A 17,787-nucleotide genomic window follows, 5' to 3' on the forward strand; every position below is an offset into this window, starting at 1 on the left:
TGCGACAAAAGTCCTTTTTTTAAGAAAAGAGGAAGGAAGAGAGTGTCGAAAATAGAAGTATTAAGAGGAAGAGGATTGGGATCTCGGCACCTGATAAGCGCCGCAGGATTGCCCGGCCTCCGGGACCCGCATGCGCGCCCTGCATGGGACGTTCGGACGACCGGAGTTAGGCCGCGGCGATTAAAGGACGGCCGAGATGGTTAATCAACTGTAAGAAAAGGATGAACTCCTACTCGCAAAGTTTTGCAGGCGTTCGCAAGGCGCCCGAAGGCTTTGGCCAGCTCGTGCAAAGGTTGTGATCGACCATGAAGCGCCATACGTCGTTTGTTCTCGTTGTAGGCACGGCTTGGGCGGTTATTTTCTCCGCGGCAGCGGGACCTTTGGCCTTCGGCAACCCGGCCGCAGCCTCCGCGACGGAGAGCAAGGCCATTCCCGTTAAGGCTTCGAGCCTAACGTTCGTCCAGGAGAACGGCGGCTCGCAAGAGCAGCCTGCCGACTTCCTGCAGGCCATCGGCGTTCCTGAGGCTTGGCGTTCCCTTAAGGGGGAGGTCGCGGGCACGATCGCGATCGTGGATACCGGCGTGGACTTAAACCATCCGCTGCTCGCGAAGTATTTAACGGATGGGGTCAACCTGCTGGACAGCCGGAAGCCTCCGGAGGACGATAACGGACATGGAACGGCGGTAGCCGGCATCATCGCCCAGATCGCGGAGGCGAGCTCCGCGGGCGCATCCTGGAAGATGAAGATGATGCCGATCAAGGCCCTGGACAGCAACGGGGAAGGAAGCGAAACCAGTCTCGTTCGGGGAATTCAGTACGCCATCGAGAAGAAGGCGGATATCGTCGTGCTCTCCCTCGGTCTTAGGAGGGATGCGCCGGAGATGCGGAAGGTGGTCGAGCAGGCCGAGAAAGCGGGGGTGCTCCTGATCGCCGCCGGAGGCAACGATGCGGCCCAGTTCGGCAAGAAGGCGGCGATCCAGTATCCGGCCGCTTATCCGACGGTGCTGGCCGTCGCCGGCGCGGACGGGACTAAGCCGCAAGCGGAATCGACGACGGGGACCGAGATCGACCTGGCCGCTCCTTGGAGGGTAAGCACCTACAAGCGCGGAGGCGGAACGGTCACGGTCGAAGGGACTTCGATGGGAGCGCCGCAGGTTGCCGGGGCGGCAGCGCTGCTGATGGCCTCTAAGCCCAACAAGACGCCGGCCGAGCTTCGCGAGATTCTTCGCCGCACCGCACAGGACGTCGCCGCGAAGGGGTGGGACGCGCAGACCGGCTACGGAATCGTCCGAGCCGACTTGGCGGCCGCCAGCGACGACAATATCGATTGGCGGGAGCCGAACGACAGCCGCCAGACGGCCTCCGCGTTCCCGCTCGGAGCGGAGCTCTACGGAGTATGGTTGAAGGATGACGAATGGGACTATTACAAGATCGAAGTTCCTTACGACGGAGATCTGACCGTGCGATGGGAGGAGCTGGACGGGAGCTCCCAGACACCGAACCTGATTCTGTCTTCCTCCGGCTCCTCGGAGGAGATTGTCCCGTTCTTCCGGGGAGAAAGGCATTACAGCTGGAATGTCGGCCACGGCCGTTATTACCTGAAGACGAGCAAGGGCAGGGGCGGCCCGAACGGAGCCGTTCCGTATCGGCTCGAGACCGGCTTCGTCATGGCGGACGATGCGATGGAGCCTAACGGCTCGCCGCTGCAAGCCTTTACGCTATCGCCTCGGACCCAGAGCTGGACGGGCAACTTCAACCGTCAAGGCGACGAGGATTGGGTGCAGATCGCCCTGCCGAAGGACGGCAAGCTAAGACTGACGGTGGAGCCGAGCACGACCCGGATCGATCCGGCGATTTTCGTTCAGCAAGCGGGCGGCGAAGCTTCCTGGTCCAGGGACGATTACGGCGACGGGCGCAGCGAGCAGCTCGTGCTAACGAATGCGAGTTCAGGCAAATACTACATACAAGTGCGTAATGCCGTCTCGGAGAAGCCGGAACCGGTAATCGGGACCTACCGTGTGCAATTGGAATATATTACACCATACGTGGATCCGCACGAGCCGAACGACGCTCCGCTTCAAGCGACCGTCATCCGGCTGAACGCGGAAACCCCGATTCAAGGCTTGATCTCTTCCGCCGACGATAAGGATTGGTACCGGTTCACGATCGGCGAGCGGATGCAAGCGAGCCTGCAGCTCGGCAACATTCCGTCCTCGGCGCAAGCCGCCGTCAAGCTGTACGACAAAGGGGTCAAGGAGCTTGAAGGATGGAGCAACCGGAAGGGAACCGATCGGATCGACGGCTCGCGTCTCCTGCCGCCCGGGACCTACTACGTGTCGGTGGAAGCAGACGCTCCTATCCAGAGCTCCTATTACGAGCTGAACTTGAAGGGCGTGCCCATTGCTCAGTCGTTCAAGGACGTATCCGGCCATTGGGCGGAGAAGCCGATCACGGCGGTCGCGAAGGAGGGATGGATGTCCGGCTACGGAGACGGGCGGTTTCTGCCCGATCGCGAGCTGTCCCGCGCGGAGGCGATCGTCATCGCGGTTCGCGCCTTCCAGCCCGCAAGCAAGGGAACCCGTTCCAAGTATAGCGACTTGGCATCCGCGGAATGGGCATCCGATTCGATCCGGATAGCGGAGGCGGAAGGATGGCTCTCCGGCTTTACGGGGCGAAGGCTGGAACCCGACAAGTCGATCACCAGAGGCGAGGCGGCCGTCCTGTTCGCGAACGCCGCGGGCCTGACGCAATCCAAGCTTCCGCCGATCCGGTTCTTGGACGTCCCTTCCAGCCACAAGGCGGCAGGGGCGGTCGACGCGTTGGTCCGCAAGAAGTGGATGGCCGGTTACGGCGACGGAACCTTCCGGCCGGATCGGACGATAACGCGAGCGGAATGGTCCGCCTTGCTCGCGAAGCTGCTGCAATAGCGAGGAGGTTCGCGGATGAACGAAGAAAATATTTATCAAACCGTAGGCTGGAACGGGCTGTTCTCCATGTTCGTCACCTTGGGCCTTATCGTCGTAACATGGGTCGTGCTGAAGGAGATCCGCTGGGAGAAGCTCGTGAAGCACCCTCTCGGCCCCGGCGCGCAATTGTTGAAGCTGTTCCTGTCGATCGTGATCGGGCATCAGCTAGCCTCGTTCATCCTGGATTATTGGGACTGGACCGCTTCTCTGAAATGGCTGTTCGGCTCCAATTAAGCGAAGGCCGCATAACCAAAGTACGTAAAGATAACACTGGATAATATGGCGTAGATGCGTCCGCTTGCCAGAAGCGCCTTCTGAAAACCAACCATATTCGACAAATGTTGCCACTTGTGCGCATAGCGGAGGCGGTGATATGATGGAGTTTGGGTTTTCTGAAGTGCCTCTCGCGTCGAGCGGCTTCGGAATGATTATATACCCGCGGAGGGAACCACCCATGAGCAAAATCATCGTCCGCGGCGGCCGTCCCCTTAAAGGGACTGTCCGCGTACACGGCGCCAAAAATTCAGTCCTGCCCATCCTTGCTGCGTCATTATTGGCGGAACAGGGATCGTGCGTCATTCATGACGTTCCCGCCCTGGACGATGTTCACAACATTATACAGGTGCTGTCGGCATTGGGAGTTCAGGCGAATCAGGAAGAGGGCAGCGTTCGGCTGAATGCTTGCCAGCTGACGTCTTACGACGCCCCTTATGAGCTTGTTCGCAAAATGAGAGCTTCGTTCCTCGTCATGGGACCGCTGCTTGCCCGTCTGGGCAAGGTGCGCATCTCCCTGCCGGGAGGCTGCGCGATCGGCACTCGTCCGATCGATCAGCATCTCAAAGGCTTCGAGGCCATGGGAGCGGAGATCGGCTTCGGCCAAGGCTCTATTGAAGCCCGCGTCGAGGGCAAGCTGCGCGGAGCGCGGATTTACCTCGACATCGCAAGCGTGGGCGCTACCGAGAATATTATGATGGCTGCCGCTACGGCAGATGGAACCACGACGATCGAGAACGCCGCCAAGGAGCCGGAGATCGTCGATCTGGCGAACTTCCTTAACGCGATGGGCGCGAAGGTCCGCGGAGCCGGAACCGGCGTTATTCGCATTGAAGGCGTCGAACGGCTCGCCGGCGTCGAGCACGTCGTTATTCCCGACCGGGTCGAGGCCGGCACCTACATGGTCGCGGCGGCCATGACCGGCGGCGACGTGTACATTGAAGGCGCGATCCGGGACCACCTGGGACCGGTCGTCGCGAAGCTTGAAGAGATGGGCGTCGCTATCGAGAGCGACGAGAACGGCATTCGCGTCCAAGCGCAGCTTCCGCTTCGCGCGGTCGACGTGAAGACGCTGCCTTATCCGGGCTTCCCGACGGATATGCAGGCCCAGATGATGGCGCTGCTGCTGCATGCGGAAGGCACGAGCATCATCACGGAGACGGTATTCGAGAATCGTTTCATGCACGTCGACGAGCTCATCAAGATGGGCGCCCAGATCAAGGTGGACGGTCGTACCGCCATCGTGACCGGGAACGCCAAGCTTGTCGGCGCCCAAGTGTGCGCGACCGACCTGCGCGCCGGCGCCGCGCTGATCTGCTCGGCTCTGGTCGCGGACGGCACGACGGAGGTATCCGGCGTCCATCACATCGACAGAGGCTATATGGATATCGTAGGCAAGCTTGCCGGCCTCGGCGCCGACATCTACCGCGCGCCTTCTCCGGAGGAAGTGATGGCGGAAGCCGAACGGGCATCCCGTCACCCGTCCAAGATTCTGGAGGAGATCAAAGGCCAGGCAGCGGCTCCTGCCGACATGGGCAGAATCCGCGTTCAACCGACGCTGGCATAAGCCCGAACGAAGCGGGCCGCCTTGACTTGACCTTATTCATTTATTCCGAACAGTAAGCAAAGAAAAGCCCTTCTCTAAAAGCGATTCGCCTCGCGGCGGTCCGACGGAGAGGGGCTTTTTTGCCATCAATAAGAGATCAGAGAGCTTGCGGCGTGATGATGTCGGCGTCGCTCCCGATGTTCCCGATTCTAACGGAACTGACAGCCTCTATTCGAACTCAAAACGTCTCTTTTTTATTCTAACGGAAGTAGGAGCCCTTATTTCGGTCGAATGGCGAATTTATTAACCATTTTCCCCAAATAACGTCTCTCAGTTCCGTTTGATTGCAAAAACATGCAGGATAGACAAAATAACGCTCCTCAGTTCCGTTAAAAATCGAAAGAGGAGTCCAATCCCTCTGACTTTCCCTAGCTAACGGGAGAAATCGGCTAAGCCGGCAGGCATAACATTGCTTCATCTATGTCGCTCCTCCCCTTCGCTCAGGTCTCTTTATTTGCCTGAAGCTCCTCGATAGGTTCCTTTCTGATTGGCCCGCGTACTCGTTCTAGCAATCGGGCATCGTACATAGAATGGGAGAAGCATCGGGCGAAAGGAAGATTCTATGAACGAGAGGCTGCGAATTGATTGGATAGGTTTCGTGCTGGGAGTCGGCATCGGCTTGATCGTCTGGTTGTTCGTTCACGAGCAGAGCTATCGGCTCGGGAAGGACAAGCCGGTCGCGGTGCCGCAGGTTCGGCAAGAATCCGCGCTCCCGGCGGCGGCGACGGCGACGTCGGACTCCCCTTCGAACGGCGGCGGGAATGCCCCGGTTCTTGAAGAAGCAGTCAAGAAGAACGCGGAGGAGCGGCAGCCGTCTGCTAGCCTGGATAAGAAGGCCGAGCAAGCGGAAGCCTTGAGGTCGCTAGAAAGATTGAAGATAAAAGTATACTTGACCGAAGAGAAACGGGTCGAGAGCGTGAGCCTGGAGCAGTACGTGCGCGGAGTCGTTGCCGCCGAGCTTCCGCTCGAGTTCGAGCCCGCCGCGATGGAAGCCCAAGCCCTGGCGGCAAGAACCTATATCGTCCGCCGGCTGCTGCTGGAGGATCGTACCGGGATACCGGAGACGGGGGCGGCCAGCGAGGCGGACGTGACGGATACGGTGAGCCACCAAGTCTATAAATCGCTTAAAGAGATGCAAGAGCTCAAGCAATCGAACGAGCAGGGCTGGAACAAGGTGAATCTGGCGACTTTGCGAACGAAAGGGAGAGTCATCGTCTACGAGGGGGAACCGATCGAAGCGCTCTATTTTGCCTCGAGCAACGGACATACGGAGAACTCGGAGGAGGTCTTCGGGACGAAGCTTCCCTACCTCCGGTCGGTAGACAGCCCTTGGGATCGTACCGAAGCGAGCGACTGGGTGGAGAAGAGCACGTTCAGCCTGGCCGAATTCTACCGGAAAATGGGGGTGGGCTCCGTAGCCGCCGTCGCGGGAGGAGCCGGCAAATCTTCCATTCGCATTCTGGATCTGACAGACGGAGGGCGGGTCAAAGAGCTCCTCGTCGGAGACGAGCGGATTCCGGGCAAGACGGTCAGGGAGAAGCTGGGCCTTCGGTCGGCGGCGTTCACCCTGAAGCAGGACAAGCGGGGAGTGCACATCACGACGTACGGCAGCGGGCACGGAGTCGGCATGAGCCAATGGGGCGCCGAGGGAATGGCCGAGCAGGGAATGAGGGCGGAAGAGATCATAGAATACTATTATAAGGGAGTCCAATTGGCCGAAGCATCCGACTGGCTACCGAAACTACCGCTATAAGAATAGAAATCTTGCAATTCGCACGTATAAAAGTCTATCGCCTGGTAACACTTGCTTACTGAGGTGATAAACAATGAGTGACCAAAACAAAACCACTCGTAAAATCGAAGAGGCCTCCAAGCCAAGCGCGGGAGCGTCGCAAAACCAGACGTCGGGGCTCAAGAGATTGTTCAGCAAGCGTTGGGTATTCCCAGCAGTCTACATGGCCGCCGCCGCAATCATCGTAACGATTCTCTGGCTGAACGGCACGGGCGGCAAAGATCCGCAAGAGCCGGTATCGGGCCAACCGAGCATCGCGAGCGAAGAAGCGGCAGCCAGTCCGTCGGCCAGCGAGGAAGCGGTGGAAGCGGCCGTTCCGGGGGAAGCCCTCCGCATGCCGTTCGACTCCGAAGACATTACCGTCTCTCTGCCTTACTACAACGCCAGCGGATCCGCCGAGGAACGCCAAGCGGCCGTCGTCGAGTACGACAACAAGTTCACTCCTCACACGGCGCTCGACTTCTCGCATAAGGACGGCAAGACCTTCGAGGTTCTCGCGGCCCTGAGCGGCAAAGTCACGGTGGCCGAGAAGAGCCCTATCAACGGCTACGAGGTTCAGATCGAGCATGCCGGCGGCTTGAAGACGGTCTATCAAAGCCTGACCGATCTGAAGGTTCAAGTAGGCGACGAAGTGAAGCAAGGCGACACGATCGCGATGGCCGACCGCAGCGAAATGGAACAGAACGAAGGCATTCACCTTCACTTCGAGGTTCTTAGCAACGGTCAATCGGTCGATCCGAATTCCCTGATGAAGAAGCAATAAGCGCGCTAAGCAAGAGAGGGGCCTCCGGCATGAGCCGGGAGCCCCTCTCTATTTGTAATTAAGTATACTTCTTGTAATTTAATCCACCATTTTTTGTGAGATTATGGTACGATAGAACCAAGGTGATATTGACTTGGCGGGGCCTTTAGGGCTAAGGGGAGATTTCGCACATGAGAGAGTTGCACGTAGACGACCTGCGTCCGGGAGATATCGTGAACAAGACGCTTCTGTCCAAGAGCGGGATGGTCATGCTCGAATCGGGCACGGTGCTTACGGAATACTATATCAATAGGCTTAGAAATCTAGGCTACAAGAGAGTGGCGGTCAAGGATTCCGGTCAGAGGCCGGTTTCGCCGGACCTCTCCAACTCAAGACCGAAGAAGAGAGAATCGGGAGAAGCCCTGGAATCGGGCGGCGCCAAAGCCGTCGCCGAGATGAAGAATAACGAAGCCGCGCTGGTGAGGACCGAAGACAGCGTGAGGCGTTTCGTCGAATCGGATTTAACGTACTCCCGGCTGTCCCTTCCGTTTCTGGAGACGGCGCGCTTCCGCCGGGACTTCCGCGAGCGGGTGCTGTCCGTGCTCGAAGAGAAGCCGCTGGCGAACGAGCTGAGCGTCATGATGCAAAGCGATCCGCAGCTTTTCCAACATTCGCTTAAGGTGTCCCTCCTGTCGAACGTTCTTGGAGACGTCCGCGGTTTCGATTCGTCGCGGCTGGAGGAGCTGACGATCGGTTCCATGCTTTTCGATATCGGCATGACTCGGCTTCCGGAGACCATCGTCAAGGCGAAGCGCAAGCTAAGCGACTCGGAACGGGAGATGGTTCGCCAGCATACCTCCTTGGGCTACGACGTTCTGTCCAAGATCAAGGAAGTTCCTCAGCAGGCCGCGCGCGCCGCTCTCCTTCATCACGAAAGGTTCAGCGGGGGCGGGTACCCTTTCTCGCTTAAGGGACAGGACATTCCGGAGCTCGCTCAGCTCATCGGACTCGCGGATATTTATGACGCCTTGCTCTCGAAGAGGCATCACCGCGATCCGTATCCGAACAACGAGGCGATGGAATATTTATTCGCGGCGGGCAATTACGACTTCAACATGGACATCGTTCAGATGTTCCTCAAGCACGTCGTCGTCTTTCCGATCTCTTCCGTCGTCGAGCTGAGCAACGGACAGATCGGGATCGTCGAGCATGCCGAGAACCGGCTGGCCCACAGGCCGGTCGTCCGAATCATCCGGGAGGCGAACGGCGAGGCGATCGCGCGGCCTTACACGGTGGATCTGAATCAGAACCGCCAACTGGTTATTCTGCGCCTTGTGCAGGGGATCTAGGGAAATAGAAACCGAAGCTGGAAGGACAGGGGCTGCCCCCTGTCCTTTTTGCGTGGCCGAACGGGTACGAACGGACGCAAGAATGGGTCCAAAGACACCTCCGGCCAGCCGTTAGGCCCACAATCCACGCCGGATATGGACTTTCCGGGCTTGTCAGCCACCGGAACAAAGAATAAGTGACCGCGCCCCTCATATACTGTACCAATCTAATCGAGCAGGGAGGCGGGAGCGTGCACGATTACATCAAAGAACGCACCATCAAGATCGGCCGGTGCATTGTGGAAACGCGCAACACGGTTCGGACGATCGCCAAGGAATTCGGCGTCTCCAAGAGCACGGTGCATAAAGACCTGACAGAGAGATTGCCGGAGATCAATCCGGACCTGGCGGATCAGGTCAAACACATTCTCGAGTACCATAAATCCATACGCCATCTGAGAGGAGGAGAAGCGACCAAGATCAAATACAAGAAAACGACCGTCAAGAAACGCGAGGTGCTGACGGCGGGGAAGGCCTAAGTCCTAATTTCTCTTCGACAAAAAGAGGATTTTCTCTTCTTGCGGCGAATTTGGTACTATTACGATATTACAGCGCCGTGGAGGATTCTTCGAACATGTTCAGCAAAGACATCGGAATCGACCTGGGCACCGCCAACGTGTCCATTCATGTGAAAGGCAAAGGAGTCGTGCTTGACGAGCCTTCCGTCGTCGCCATCGAGAGCGATACGCGTCGGGTTCTGGCGGTTGGCGAAGACGCACGCCGCATGGTGGGGCGTACCCCGGGCAACATCGTGGCGATCCGTCCTCTTAAGGATGGGGTCATCGCGGATTTCGAAGTAACGGACATGATGCTTAAGGCGTTCATCGGCCGCGTCGGCGGGAAGACCTGGTACAGCCGTCCGCGGATCCTCATCTGCGCGCCTACCAATATTACGTCCGTCGAGCAGAAGGCGATTCGCGAGGCCGCGGAGAGAAGCGGGGCCAAGGAAGTCTTCCTGGAGGAAGAGCCCAAGGCGGCCGCGATCGGAGCGGGCATGGACATCTTCCAGCCCAGCGGGAATATGGTTGTCGATATTGGCGGAGGTACGACGGATGTTGCCGTGCTGTCGATGGGCGACGTCGTAACCGCCTCTTCTCTTAAGGTCGCGGGGGACAAGTTCGACGCGGCGATAATGAAGTACATAAAGAACAAATATAAGCTTCTGATCGGCGAAAGAACGAGCGAAGACATCAAGATCAAGATCGGAACCGTCTACAACGGGGGCAGGCGCGAGGAGATGGACATTCGCGGCCGGGACATGGTGTCGGGGCTTCCGCTCACCGTAACGATCTATTCCGACGAAGTTCGGGAAGCGTTGTGGGAGCCGGTATCTTCCATCGTGTCCTCGGCCAAATCCGTCTTGGAACGTACACCTCCGGAGCTTTCTGCCGATATAATTGATAGAGGTGTCATTCTGACCGGAGGCGGGGCTCTTCTGGACGGCTTGGACGCGCTGTTGGCGGACGAGCTCAAGGTGCCGGTGCTGATCGCGGAGGATCCGATGCACTGCGTGGTCAAAGGAACGGGAATCATGCTCGACCACCTGGACAAGATGACACGCAAAATGAGCTAGGAGGGATATTATGTTAAGGGGACTGTATACGGCCGCTTCGGGGATGATCGCGCAGCAAAGACGCCACGATACGGTGACGAACAACATCGCCAACCTCAACACCCCGGGCTATAAGGGAACGAGCTCCGTCAATCGCGCCTTCCCCGAGATGCTGATCGCCGCCATGGGAGGCAAGGACTCCTCGGCCGAAGGGACGATCGGCAAGCTGAACACGGGCGTGTTCGCAGAAGAGAATTTGCTCGGATTGCTTCAGGGAGATATGATGGAGACGGATCGTTCTCAGGACTTGGCCCTTATCTCCGACATTCTGGTCGACGGCTCTACCTTCGACGCTTCGGGGAAATACGTGGACGCCGACGGCAACGTGAGCTATCAGCCGCAAGCGTTCTTTACGGTCCGGACGGCGGACGGGGAAGTCCGCTACACACGCAATGGCAGCTTCCAGACGACGGCCGACGGCACGCTCGTCTCTTCCGAAGGCATGGCCGTGCTGGGCACGAACGGCCAGCCGATCAACGTGCGGGGCAGCTGGGATAACGTGACGGTAGGCTCGGACGGAACCCTGTACGACCGGACGACCAACGAACCGCTCGGCCAACAGCTCTATCTGACGAAGGTCGCCAACCCTAATCTGCTCATTCGCGAAGGGAACGGCTTGTTCCGCTACGAAGGGCAGCCGAACGGCATCGAGCAAGTCCAGGCCGGAGACCGCGTGTCGATTCAGCAGGGCTTCCTGGAGCGTTCGAACGTCGATTCCGCTCAATCCGCCGTCGACCTGATGGCCGCGCTGCGGGCATACTCGGCGAATCAGCAGATCGTGAAGTTCTATGATCAGAGCTTGCAGAAGGCCGTTAACGAAGTCGGCAAAGTCTAAAGGCGAGTACTCTATTATAGAGAATAAGGAGAACGAAGCATGAACAACTCCATGATCAGCGCGGCGGCTTCCATGGGCGCGATGCAACAGAAACTCGATATTCTGGCCGACAACATCTCCAATATCAACACTGACGGCTACAAGCGCAAGAATGCGGTATTCGAAGACATTCTGACCAACATTCAGCCGCACGAGGACAGCTTCCTGCTGGAAGGACGCCGCAGTCCTCTCGGCTTCACCCAAGGCTGGGGCGCCCGCGTCGTCGCCCAAACCCTGGATATGACGCAAGGACCTCTTAAGGCAACGGGTCTGGAGACGGACGTGGCGATCGAAGGCAACGCCCTGTTCGAGGTTCGTTCCGGCATGACGATCGACAGCGAGCGCGCCTTCACAAGGCAAGGAGCGTTCCAACTGATGCCGACGGAGAACGGCAACCGGATTCTGGTGACGAATTCCGGCTATCCGGTCGTGGCTTCGAACGGAACGACGGATACGTTCGTTAACGTGCCCGAAGGCTATAAACTTGTTATCGCGGATGACGGAACGATAACGGCGACGAGTCCGGACAATCTGGATTCTCAGCAGCTCGGTTCCCTGAAGCTGGTCGAGGTGTTGAAGCCCGAGCTGCTGCAGGCCGTAGCGGACAACATGTACGGGGTGCCGATCGACGTTAACGCCGGGGACGTGGTGCAGACGGTAACGGCGACTCCGAACCGGACGGACGGAGTCGCGATCCGCCAAGGCTCCTTGGAGCAATCCAACGTGAGCTTGGCCGATGAGATGGCGGATCTCGTCACGGTCCAGAGAGCGTATCAATTGAACGCGCGAGCCCTGACTTCGGCCGATCAGATGATGCAGATGGCAACCGACTTGCGCGGATGATAGGAGGGAGCGCCGTGACGGCCTCTAACCGTCCCCCGGCCAAGAAGAAGAGATCGAAGCCGAGTCTCTTCGGACAGATTCTGGGGACGAGCGTTAAAATATTGATTATCCCCGTTCTCTGCGTACTCGCGTTGATGGTCGGACTGGCGCTAGGCTACGTGGTGCTGGGAGAGCGGGAGCTGGCCGACGTGTTCGACATGAACACGTGGAAGCACATGTACGACCTTGTATTCGCAGACGGCAACTAAGAAGATTAATCTCGCCAAGTTGTCGTTAAGCTTGGCAGATTTCTGGCTCTCCGGCAATCCAGGGGGGCTTTCTTTTTGCCGCCGGGCTTGGCGAACGGTATAATGATGGGAGTTATTGTAGAGGGGGATTCGGGAAATGAACATACCCAATATGCTGACCATGTCCCGGTTCGTGTTGATCCCTTTGTTCCTCGCGTTCTATTTCAACGATCATGCCGTAACCGCCTTGCTGATCATTCTGCTCGCGGGGCTGACCGATCTGCTGGATGGGTATATCGCCAGGCGAAGCGGACAGATCACCCTGACCGGAACGATGCTGGATCCCCTGGCGGATAAGCTGATGATGCTCTCCGTCGTCGTCGCTCTCTTGATCGGGGGAGAGATTCCTTGGTCCGCGGCGGCCATCATGGCTTTTCGGGAGGTCGGCATGATCGTCAGCTCGACGATCTTTTATTTCCGCGGTTTGAGAACGGTACCGGCGAACGTATACGGCAAGCTGACGACCTTCGTGTATTACGTGGCCATCGTCTTTCTCTTCTTGGATGTTCCCGGAGGAGTCGGGATACTCTGGTGCGCGGTCGCCCTTTCCTTCGTCACGACGGGGGTCTATCTCATGAAATTCCGCCGTCTGAATCGGGCATCCTAGAGGAACGGGAAGGGATGGAGAGGGTTGGTAAGAGCCCGCCGCCCGGCAGCAAGCCATGGCGCTGCCCGGCGGCGAACCTTCTTATCTTAACCTTGGCGACTGCAGTTTCGCCTAAGGATTATTATTAGTATGGGCACGGAACGGCGGCCTTATGCGATTGTTTCGCCGCTAACCGACTTTTAGAAAAGGAGCATTTACGATGCTGAACGTAGAACAAATCCAAGAAATCATTCCCCACCGCCCGCCGTTTTTATTGATCGACCGGATTCTGGAGCTCGAACCGGGCAAGCGCGCGGTAGGACTCAAGAACGTAACGATGAACGAGCCGCACTTCGTCGGCCACTTCCCGGGGTTTCCGGTCATGCCGGGCGTTCTGATTCTGGAAGCCTTGGCCCAGGTGGGCGCGACCGCTATCTTGGGCGTCGAGGAGAATAAAGGGAAGATCGGCCTCTTCGCCGGAGTGGACGAATTCCGTTGGCGCGGACAAGTCGTCCCGGGCGACACGTTGACCCTGGAAGTGGAGATTATCCGCTTGAAGGGGCCAGTCGGCAAGGGACAAGCTACGGCGAAGGTCGGAGACCGGGTCGTCGCCGAGGGTCAGCTGATGTTCGCCCTGACGGACCCTTCGAAGGGTTAAAGGGACTCGAGCCGGGTTAATAACGGCTAAGAAGGGCTAGGAAGTTAAGCCGGAAGTACCTTCCTAAACCCGGGCGATCTAAGAGAGACTACATAGAGAGAACAGAGATAATAAAGAGAGGATGAGAGACGAGTGGCGAATGAGACGGCTTCCTATGAGGTGTATCAAGCATGGCTGAACGATCCGAACATTGACGAGAGGACGAAGGAGGAGCTTCGGGGAATCTCCGACCAGCCCAAGGAGATCGAGGATCGGTTCTATCGCGAGCTGGAATTCGGAACGGGCGGTCTTCGCGGCGTGATGGGCGCCGGGACGAACCGGATGAACCGGTACGTGATCGGCAAGGCCACTCAAGGCTTCGCCGCTCATCTTAAGAGAAGTTCGTCCGCTCCTTCCGTGGTGATCGCGCACGATTCGCGGCGCAATTCGGACGTATACGCTCTGGAGTCGGCTTGCGTGCTGGCGGCCAACGGAATCAAGACCTACCTGTTCCGTTCGCTTCGTCCGACGCCGCAGCTGTCGTTCGCCGTACGCGATCTGAAGGCGGCGGGCGGCATCGTCATCACGGCGAGCCACAACCCTCCGGAATATAACGGATATAAAGTTTACGGAGCCGATGGCGGCCAGCTCATTCCGGACGATGCCGAGAAGGTCATCGCCTCGATCCGCGCCGTCGAATCGTTCGATGACGTCAAGAGACTTACCCAAGCCGAAGCGGAAGAGCAAGGGCTGATTGTCTGGTTGGACGAAGCGGCCGACGAGAAGTTCGCGGATGCCGTAGTCGCCCAGACGGTAAACCCGGAAGTGCTGCGCTCGGGCGCGGGCGAGGCGATCAAAGTCGTTTATACGCCGCTGCACGGAACGGGCAATCTTCCCGTTCGCCGGGTTCTCGAGAAGGCGGGCTTCACCCAGGTTCATATCGTGCCGGAGCAGGAGAAGCCGGACGGCATGTTCCCGACCGTCAAGTCGCCGAATCCGGAGGAGCACGAAGCGTTCACGCTCGCCATGGCTCTGGCCGACAAGGCGGGAGCGGACATTATCGTCGGCACCGATCCGGACGCCGACCGGATGGGCGCCGTCGTGAAGAACGACGAGGGCAAGTACGTGGTGCTGTCGGGCAACCAATCCGGCGCGATCATGGTCTACTACCTGCTCTCCAGCTTGAAGGAGAAGGGCAAGCTTCCGGCGAACGGCGCGGTCATCAAGACGATCGTGACCAGCGAGATGGGAGCGGACATCGCGCGTTCCTACGGCAGCGAGGTCATGAACACGCTGACGGGCTTCAAGTACATCGGCGAGAAAATGACGGAATTCGAGAAGACGGGAAGCCATCGCTTCCTCTTCGGCTATGAGGAGAGCTATGGCTACTTGACCGGAACGTACGCCCGCGACAAGGATGCGATCGTCGCCGCGCTGCTGATTTGCGAAGCCGCGGCCTACTTCAAGTCGCAAGGCAAAACGCTGTACGAAGTGCTTCTCGAGCTTTATGCCAAGTACGGCACTTATCTGGAGAAGCTTGAATCCCGCACGCTCAAGGGCAAGGACGGCGTCGAGAAAATCGCTTCGATCATGAGCGATTGGCGCCTCGATCCTCCGGCCGAAGTGGCCGGAGTCAAGGTATCCAAGGTGCTCGACTATTCGGGCGGATTGGACGGCTTCCCTCCGGAGAACGTGCTCAAGTTCCTGCTCGAGGACGGCTCCTGGTTCTGCCTGCGTCCTTCCGGCACGGAGCCGAAGATCAAGGTGTACTTCGCCGTCCGCAAGGGAAGCCTTCCCGACGCCTCGTCCGCGATCGCCGATCTGACGGCGGCCGTTATGGCTAGGGTGGATTCCCTTAGTTAATAGAGAATACTGCAGCAGACCGTCATCCCGAACAGGTTGACGGTTTGCCGCGTTCGCATGAGCTCGAATCCTGTCCGGTTTTGCCGCACGCGACGGTTTTCCTTTTTATACATGGGAATGTTTGAGATGAGCACACTATTGGCAATAGGATATCGCTTGGAATGACTAGAGGAGTTGACGACGTGCCCCAGTGGATGGAGAAAAGCAATCGCCGGTTGGCGAAGGGATTGTGGTGGGCGGTCCTGATCGGGCTGCTAGGCTCTCTGCCGTTCGCTTATACGCGAATCCAGACGGAAGCCTCATCTAAGAAAGTGGAATTCGTGATGGACTACCGGGATATCGTTCAGATGTCCCAAACCCAGCCGAATCCTCAATCGTTCGTGACCGAACAGATTAAGGTGCTTAAGGACGCCGGAGTGAACGCGATGGCCGTCTACGAGAGCAGCCTGGAAGAGCTGAGCTGGGAGAAGGAAGTGACGGTGTACAACGCGCAGAACGCCGCTCTTCTCGAGGGCAAGCTGCCGGAAGTCGGCGACAACCGCACGTATCTACTATTTAATAACCCGGAGAATGTCTCCGTTCTTCGTCCAATGATCGAGAAGGCATTCGCAAGAAACGGCATACCGGTATCGGATTGGTCCTTCGGGGGCCGCGAGGGCTTGCTGCTCGATATCGGACCCGACGACGCTTATATGCGTCCTCTGCCGCCGAACCCCATCAAGATGCAGATGCTCAAGGACGAGGGCTTCCTGATCGTGCCTCGCCTGTCGGATCACGTGATTCCGTACAACGACGAGCTCGTGGCCGAGGAGATCGAGCAGTTCAAGGCTCTTGGCGTCAGCTCGATTATTTTCGACGGGGATGCCGTGACGGGCTTCGCGGATCAAGCGGACGAAGGCAGCCTGGACAAGTTCGCCGCGCGCCTGAAGGAAGCGGGAATCGGTATCGGGGCTATCGAGAATTTGAAAATTCCGCAGAAGGGCTTGGGAACGTTGGCCAATCTGCTCGATTATAACGTGATGCGCGTTCATTCCATCTCCGAAGGGGAGATGAACGTCGGCAAGCCGGAGACGCTCGCGGATCGCATCCTGTTGGCGGTCAAGGACCGCAACCTGCGTCTGATCTTCCTGAACGCGAGCGCGTCGAAGGACGCATCCAAAGGGCAAATCACGAATTCGATCGGGACGGTCGTCGAGACGATCGCCGGCGATGAAGACGAAGGAACCAAAGGCGCGATCGAGCAGATCGAAGACTTCGGCTTCAAGGTCGGAGAAGCGCATTCGTTCGACGTGCACCGTCCGTCGGCGGAGAAGCTGTGGAAGGCTTTCGCCATCTTCGGCTCGGTCGCGCTCATCGCGGCGACGATCGGCTTGTATCTGCCGAAGCTGCTGACGCTCGTTACCGTTATCGGCGCCATCGGCGGCGCGGGCGTGCTCGTGCTGGATTCCTCGCTTCTGAACCAGGCGCTGGCTCTGTTCACGGCGATCGCCGCTCCGACGGCATCGCTGGTGCTGCTGCTTAAATGGCTGCGCGCGAAGCACGACCGGAAAGAAGGACTTCCGCAATCGGCGTGGGGCCGAGTCGGAGCTTCGATCGTTCTGTACGTCAGAACGGCGGTGCTGTCCCTTGTGGCCGTTCCGTTCGTTATCGCGATCCTAAGCAATATTACGTACAATCTGGTTCTCGAGCAGTTCCGCGGGGTCAGCCTGCTGCACTTGGCTCCGATCGCTTTGGTGGCGCTCTATGCGGTGCTGTACGGCTACGGCGGAACGGTTCGCAGCAACTTCGTTAACCTGATGAAGCAACCGATCACGGTTCTGTGGGTCGTCTTGGCGGCGATCGTCGGGGCGATGGGCATGTATTACCTGTCCCGGACGGGGAACGCCGGACAAGCCTCCGGCCTGGAGCTGCAATTCCGTTCGTTCCTGGAGACCACGTTCGGCGTTCGTCCTCGGACGAAGGAATTCCTGCTTGGTCATCCGCTGCTGATTCTCGGCCTGTTCCTGTCGCTGAAATACCGCTGGGGCATCGTGTTCCTCGTGGCCGCGACGCTGGGCCAGCTCTCCATGGTGGACACGTTCGCGCATCTTCACACTCCGATTTTCCTGTCGGCTACGCGCGACCTGCTCGGCCTCGGAATCGGGTTGGTGCTCGGCCTAATCGCCATCGCGGTTTGGCAAGTGTTGGAGAAGGTCTGGCGGGGGTATCGGGCTAACGCTTGAAGGGACGAGACGAGATTCAAGATTAAAAATGATTAATGAACGGCGAGATGCGTCTATTCGGACAGCTCCTGCAGCCCTTGGGCCATGATGGCGAAA

At 58.4% G+C, this 17,787-nt stretch carries 15 protein-coding genes; all 15 read left to right on the top strand.

Annotated features, from left to right (window positions below):
* The first annotated feature begins 305 nt into the window (after positions 1-305).
* The 15 genes from H7B67_RS28605 (at position 306) to H7B67_RS28675 (ending at position 17,691) form a co-directional block, all read left to right on the top strand.
* Positions 306-2,927, top strand: coding sequence for a S8 family serine peptidase (locus H7B67_RS28605; protein WP_185123315.1), 2,622 nt, complete (start codon positions 306-308; stop codon positions 2,925-2,927).
* Between the two features lie 15 nt (positions 2,928-2,942).
* Positions 2,943-3,200: a DUF1146 domain-containing protein gene (locus H7B67_RS28610; protein WP_185123316.1), complete on the top strand. Its 258-nt coding sequence runs from the start codon at positions 2,943-2,945 to the stop codon at positions 3,198-3,200.
* 220 nt (positions 3,201-3,420) lie between these two features.
* Positions 3,421-4,806, top strand: coding sequence for a UDP-N-acetylglucosamine 1-carboxyvinyltransferase (murA, locus tag H7B67_RS28615; RefSeq protein WP_185123317.1), 1,386 nt, complete (start codon positions 3,421-3,423; stop codon positions 4,804-4,806).
* A gap of 601 nt (positions 4,807-5,407) precedes the next feature.
* Positions 5,408-6,598 (top strand): stage II sporulation protein D, encoded by a 1,191-nt coding sequence (gene spoIID, locus H7B67_RS28620; protein WP_185123318.1) that lies wholly within the window; start codon positions 5,408-5,410, stop codon positions 6,596-6,598.
* Between the two features lie 73 nt (positions 6,599-6,671).
* Entirely contained in the window at positions 6,672-7,400 is a 729-nt protein-coding gene (locus H7B67_RS28625; protein ID WP_185123319.1) for a M23 family metallopeptidase, read from the top strand.
* Positions 7,401-7,570: 170 nt separating this feature from the next.
* Complete coding sequence (locus tag H7B67_RS28630) at positions 7,571-8,728, top strand: HD-GYP domain-containing protein (protein ID WP_185123320.1); 1,158 nt, start codon at positions 7,571-7,573, stop codon at positions 8,726-8,728.
* A gap of 230 nt (positions 8,729-8,958) precedes the next feature.
* Complete coding sequence (gene spoIIID / locus H7B67_RS28635) at positions 8,959-9,246, top strand: sporulation transcriptional regulator SpoIIID (protein WP_027094289.1); 288 nt, start codon at positions 8,959-8,961, stop codon at positions 9,244-9,246.
* 95 nt (positions 9,247-9,341) lie between these two features.
* The gene (gene mreB, locus H7B67_RS28640; protein WP_185123321.1) at positions 9,342-10,340 is read left to right on the top strand and encodes a rod shape-determining protein MreB; all 999 of its coding nucleotides are present in this window, start codon (positions 9,342-9,344) and stop codon (positions 10,338-10,340) included.
* 10 nt (positions 10,341-10,350) lie between these two features.
* Positions 10,351-11,214: a flagellar hook-basal body protein gene (locus H7B67_RS28645; RefSeq protein ID WP_185123322.1), complete on the top strand. Its 864-nt coding sequence runs from the start codon at positions 10,351-10,353 to the stop codon at positions 11,212-11,214.
* A 39-nt stretch (positions 11,215-11,253) separates the two neighbouring features.
* Positions 11,254-12,096: a flagellar hook-basal body protein gene (locus H7B67_RS28650; RefSeq protein ID WP_185123323.1), complete on the top strand. Its 843-nt coding sequence runs from the start codon at positions 11,254-11,256 to the stop codon at positions 12,094-12,096.
* Between the two features lie 14 nt (positions 12,097-12,110).
* Complete coding sequence (locus H7B67_RS28655) at positions 12,111-12,344, top strand: DNA-directed RNA polymerase subunit beta (RefSeq protein ID WP_342592350.1); 234 nt, start codon at positions 12,111-12,113, stop codon at positions 12,342-12,344.
* Positions 12,345-12,480: 136 nt separating this feature from the next.
* Positions 12,481-12,990: a CDP-alcohol phosphatidyltransferase family protein gene (locus tag H7B67_RS28660; RefSeq protein WP_185123325.1), complete on the top strand. Its 510-nt coding sequence runs from the start codon at positions 12,481-12,483 to the stop codon at positions 12,988-12,990.
* A 199-nt stretch (positions 12,991-13,189) separates the two neighbouring features.
* Positions 13,190-13,627: a 3-hydroxyacyl-ACP dehydratase FabZ gene (gene fabZ / locus H7B67_RS28665; RefSeq protein WP_185123326.1), complete on the top strand. Its 438-nt coding sequence runs from the start codon at positions 13,190-13,192 to the stop codon at positions 13,625-13,627.
* 132 nt (positions 13,628-13,759) lie between these two features.
* The gene (locus tag H7B67_RS28670; protein ID WP_185123327.1) at positions 13,760-15,469 is read left to right on the top strand and encodes a phosphohexomutase domain-containing protein; all 1,710 of its coding nucleotides are present in this window, start codon (positions 13,760-13,762) and stop codon (positions 15,467-15,469) included.
* A gap of 161 nt (positions 15,470-15,630) precedes the next feature.
* Positions 15,631-17,691, top strand: coding sequence for a DUF5693 family protein (locus H7B67_RS28675; RefSeq protein WP_185123328.1), 2,061 nt, complete (start codon positions 15,631-15,633; stop codon positions 17,689-17,691).
* Positions 17,692-17,787 lie beyond the last annotated feature (96 nt).

Source organism: Cohnella thailandensis, assembly GCF_014212135.1.
GTDB classification, from domain to species: Bacteria; Bacillota; Bacilli; order Paenibacillales; family Paenibacillaceae; genus Cohnella; species Cohnella thailandensis.

Bases quoted from the DNA above. Each gene is read 5' to 3' on its own strand.
- H7B67_RS28605 (WP_185123315.1), top strand. From the start codon at position 306: ATGAAGCGCCATACGTCGTTTGTTCTCGTTGTAGGCACGGCTTGGGCG.
- H7B67_RS28610 (WP_185123316.1), top strand. From the start codon at position 2,943: ATGAACGAAGAAAATATTTATCAAACCGTAGGCTGGAACGGGCTGTTC.
- murA (WP_185123317.1), top strand. From the start codon at position 3,421: ATGAGCAAAATCATCGTCCGCGGCGGCCGTCCCCTTAAAGGGACTGTC.
- spoIID (WP_185123318.1), top strand. From the start codon at position 5,408: ATGAACGAGAGGCTGCGAATTGATTGGATAGGTTTCGTGCTGGGAGTC.
- H7B67_RS28625 (WP_185123319.1), top strand. From the start codon at position 6,672: ATGAGTGACCAAAACAAAACCACTCGTAAAATCGAAGAGGCCTCCAAG.
- H7B67_RS28630 (WP_185123320.1), top strand. From the start codon at position 7,571: ATGAGAGAGTTGCACGTAGACGACCTGCGTCCGGGAGATATCGTGAAC.
- mreB (WP_185123321.1), top strand. From the start codon at position 9,342: ATGTTCAGCAAAGACATCGGAATCGACCTGGGCACCGCCAACGTGTCC.
- H7B67_RS28645 (WP_185123322.1), top strand. From the start codon at position 10,351: ATGTTAAGGGGACTGTATACGGCCGCTTCGGGGATGATCGCGCAGCAA.
- H7B67_RS28650 (WP_185123323.1), top strand. From the start codon at position 11,254: ATGAACAACTCCATGATCAGCGCGGCGGCTTCCATGGGCGCGATGCAA.
- H7B67_RS28660 (WP_185123325.1), top strand. From the start codon at position 12,481: ATGAACATACCCAATATGCTGACCATGTCCCGGTTCGTGTTGATCCCT.
- fabZ (WP_185123326.1), top strand. From the start codon at position 13,190: ATGCTGAACGTAGAACAAATCCAAGAAATCATTCCCCACCGCCCGCCG.
- H7B67_RS28675 (WP_185123328.1), top strand. From the start codon at position 15,631: ATGACTAGAGGAGTTGACGACGTGCCCCAGTGGATGGAGAAAAGCAAT.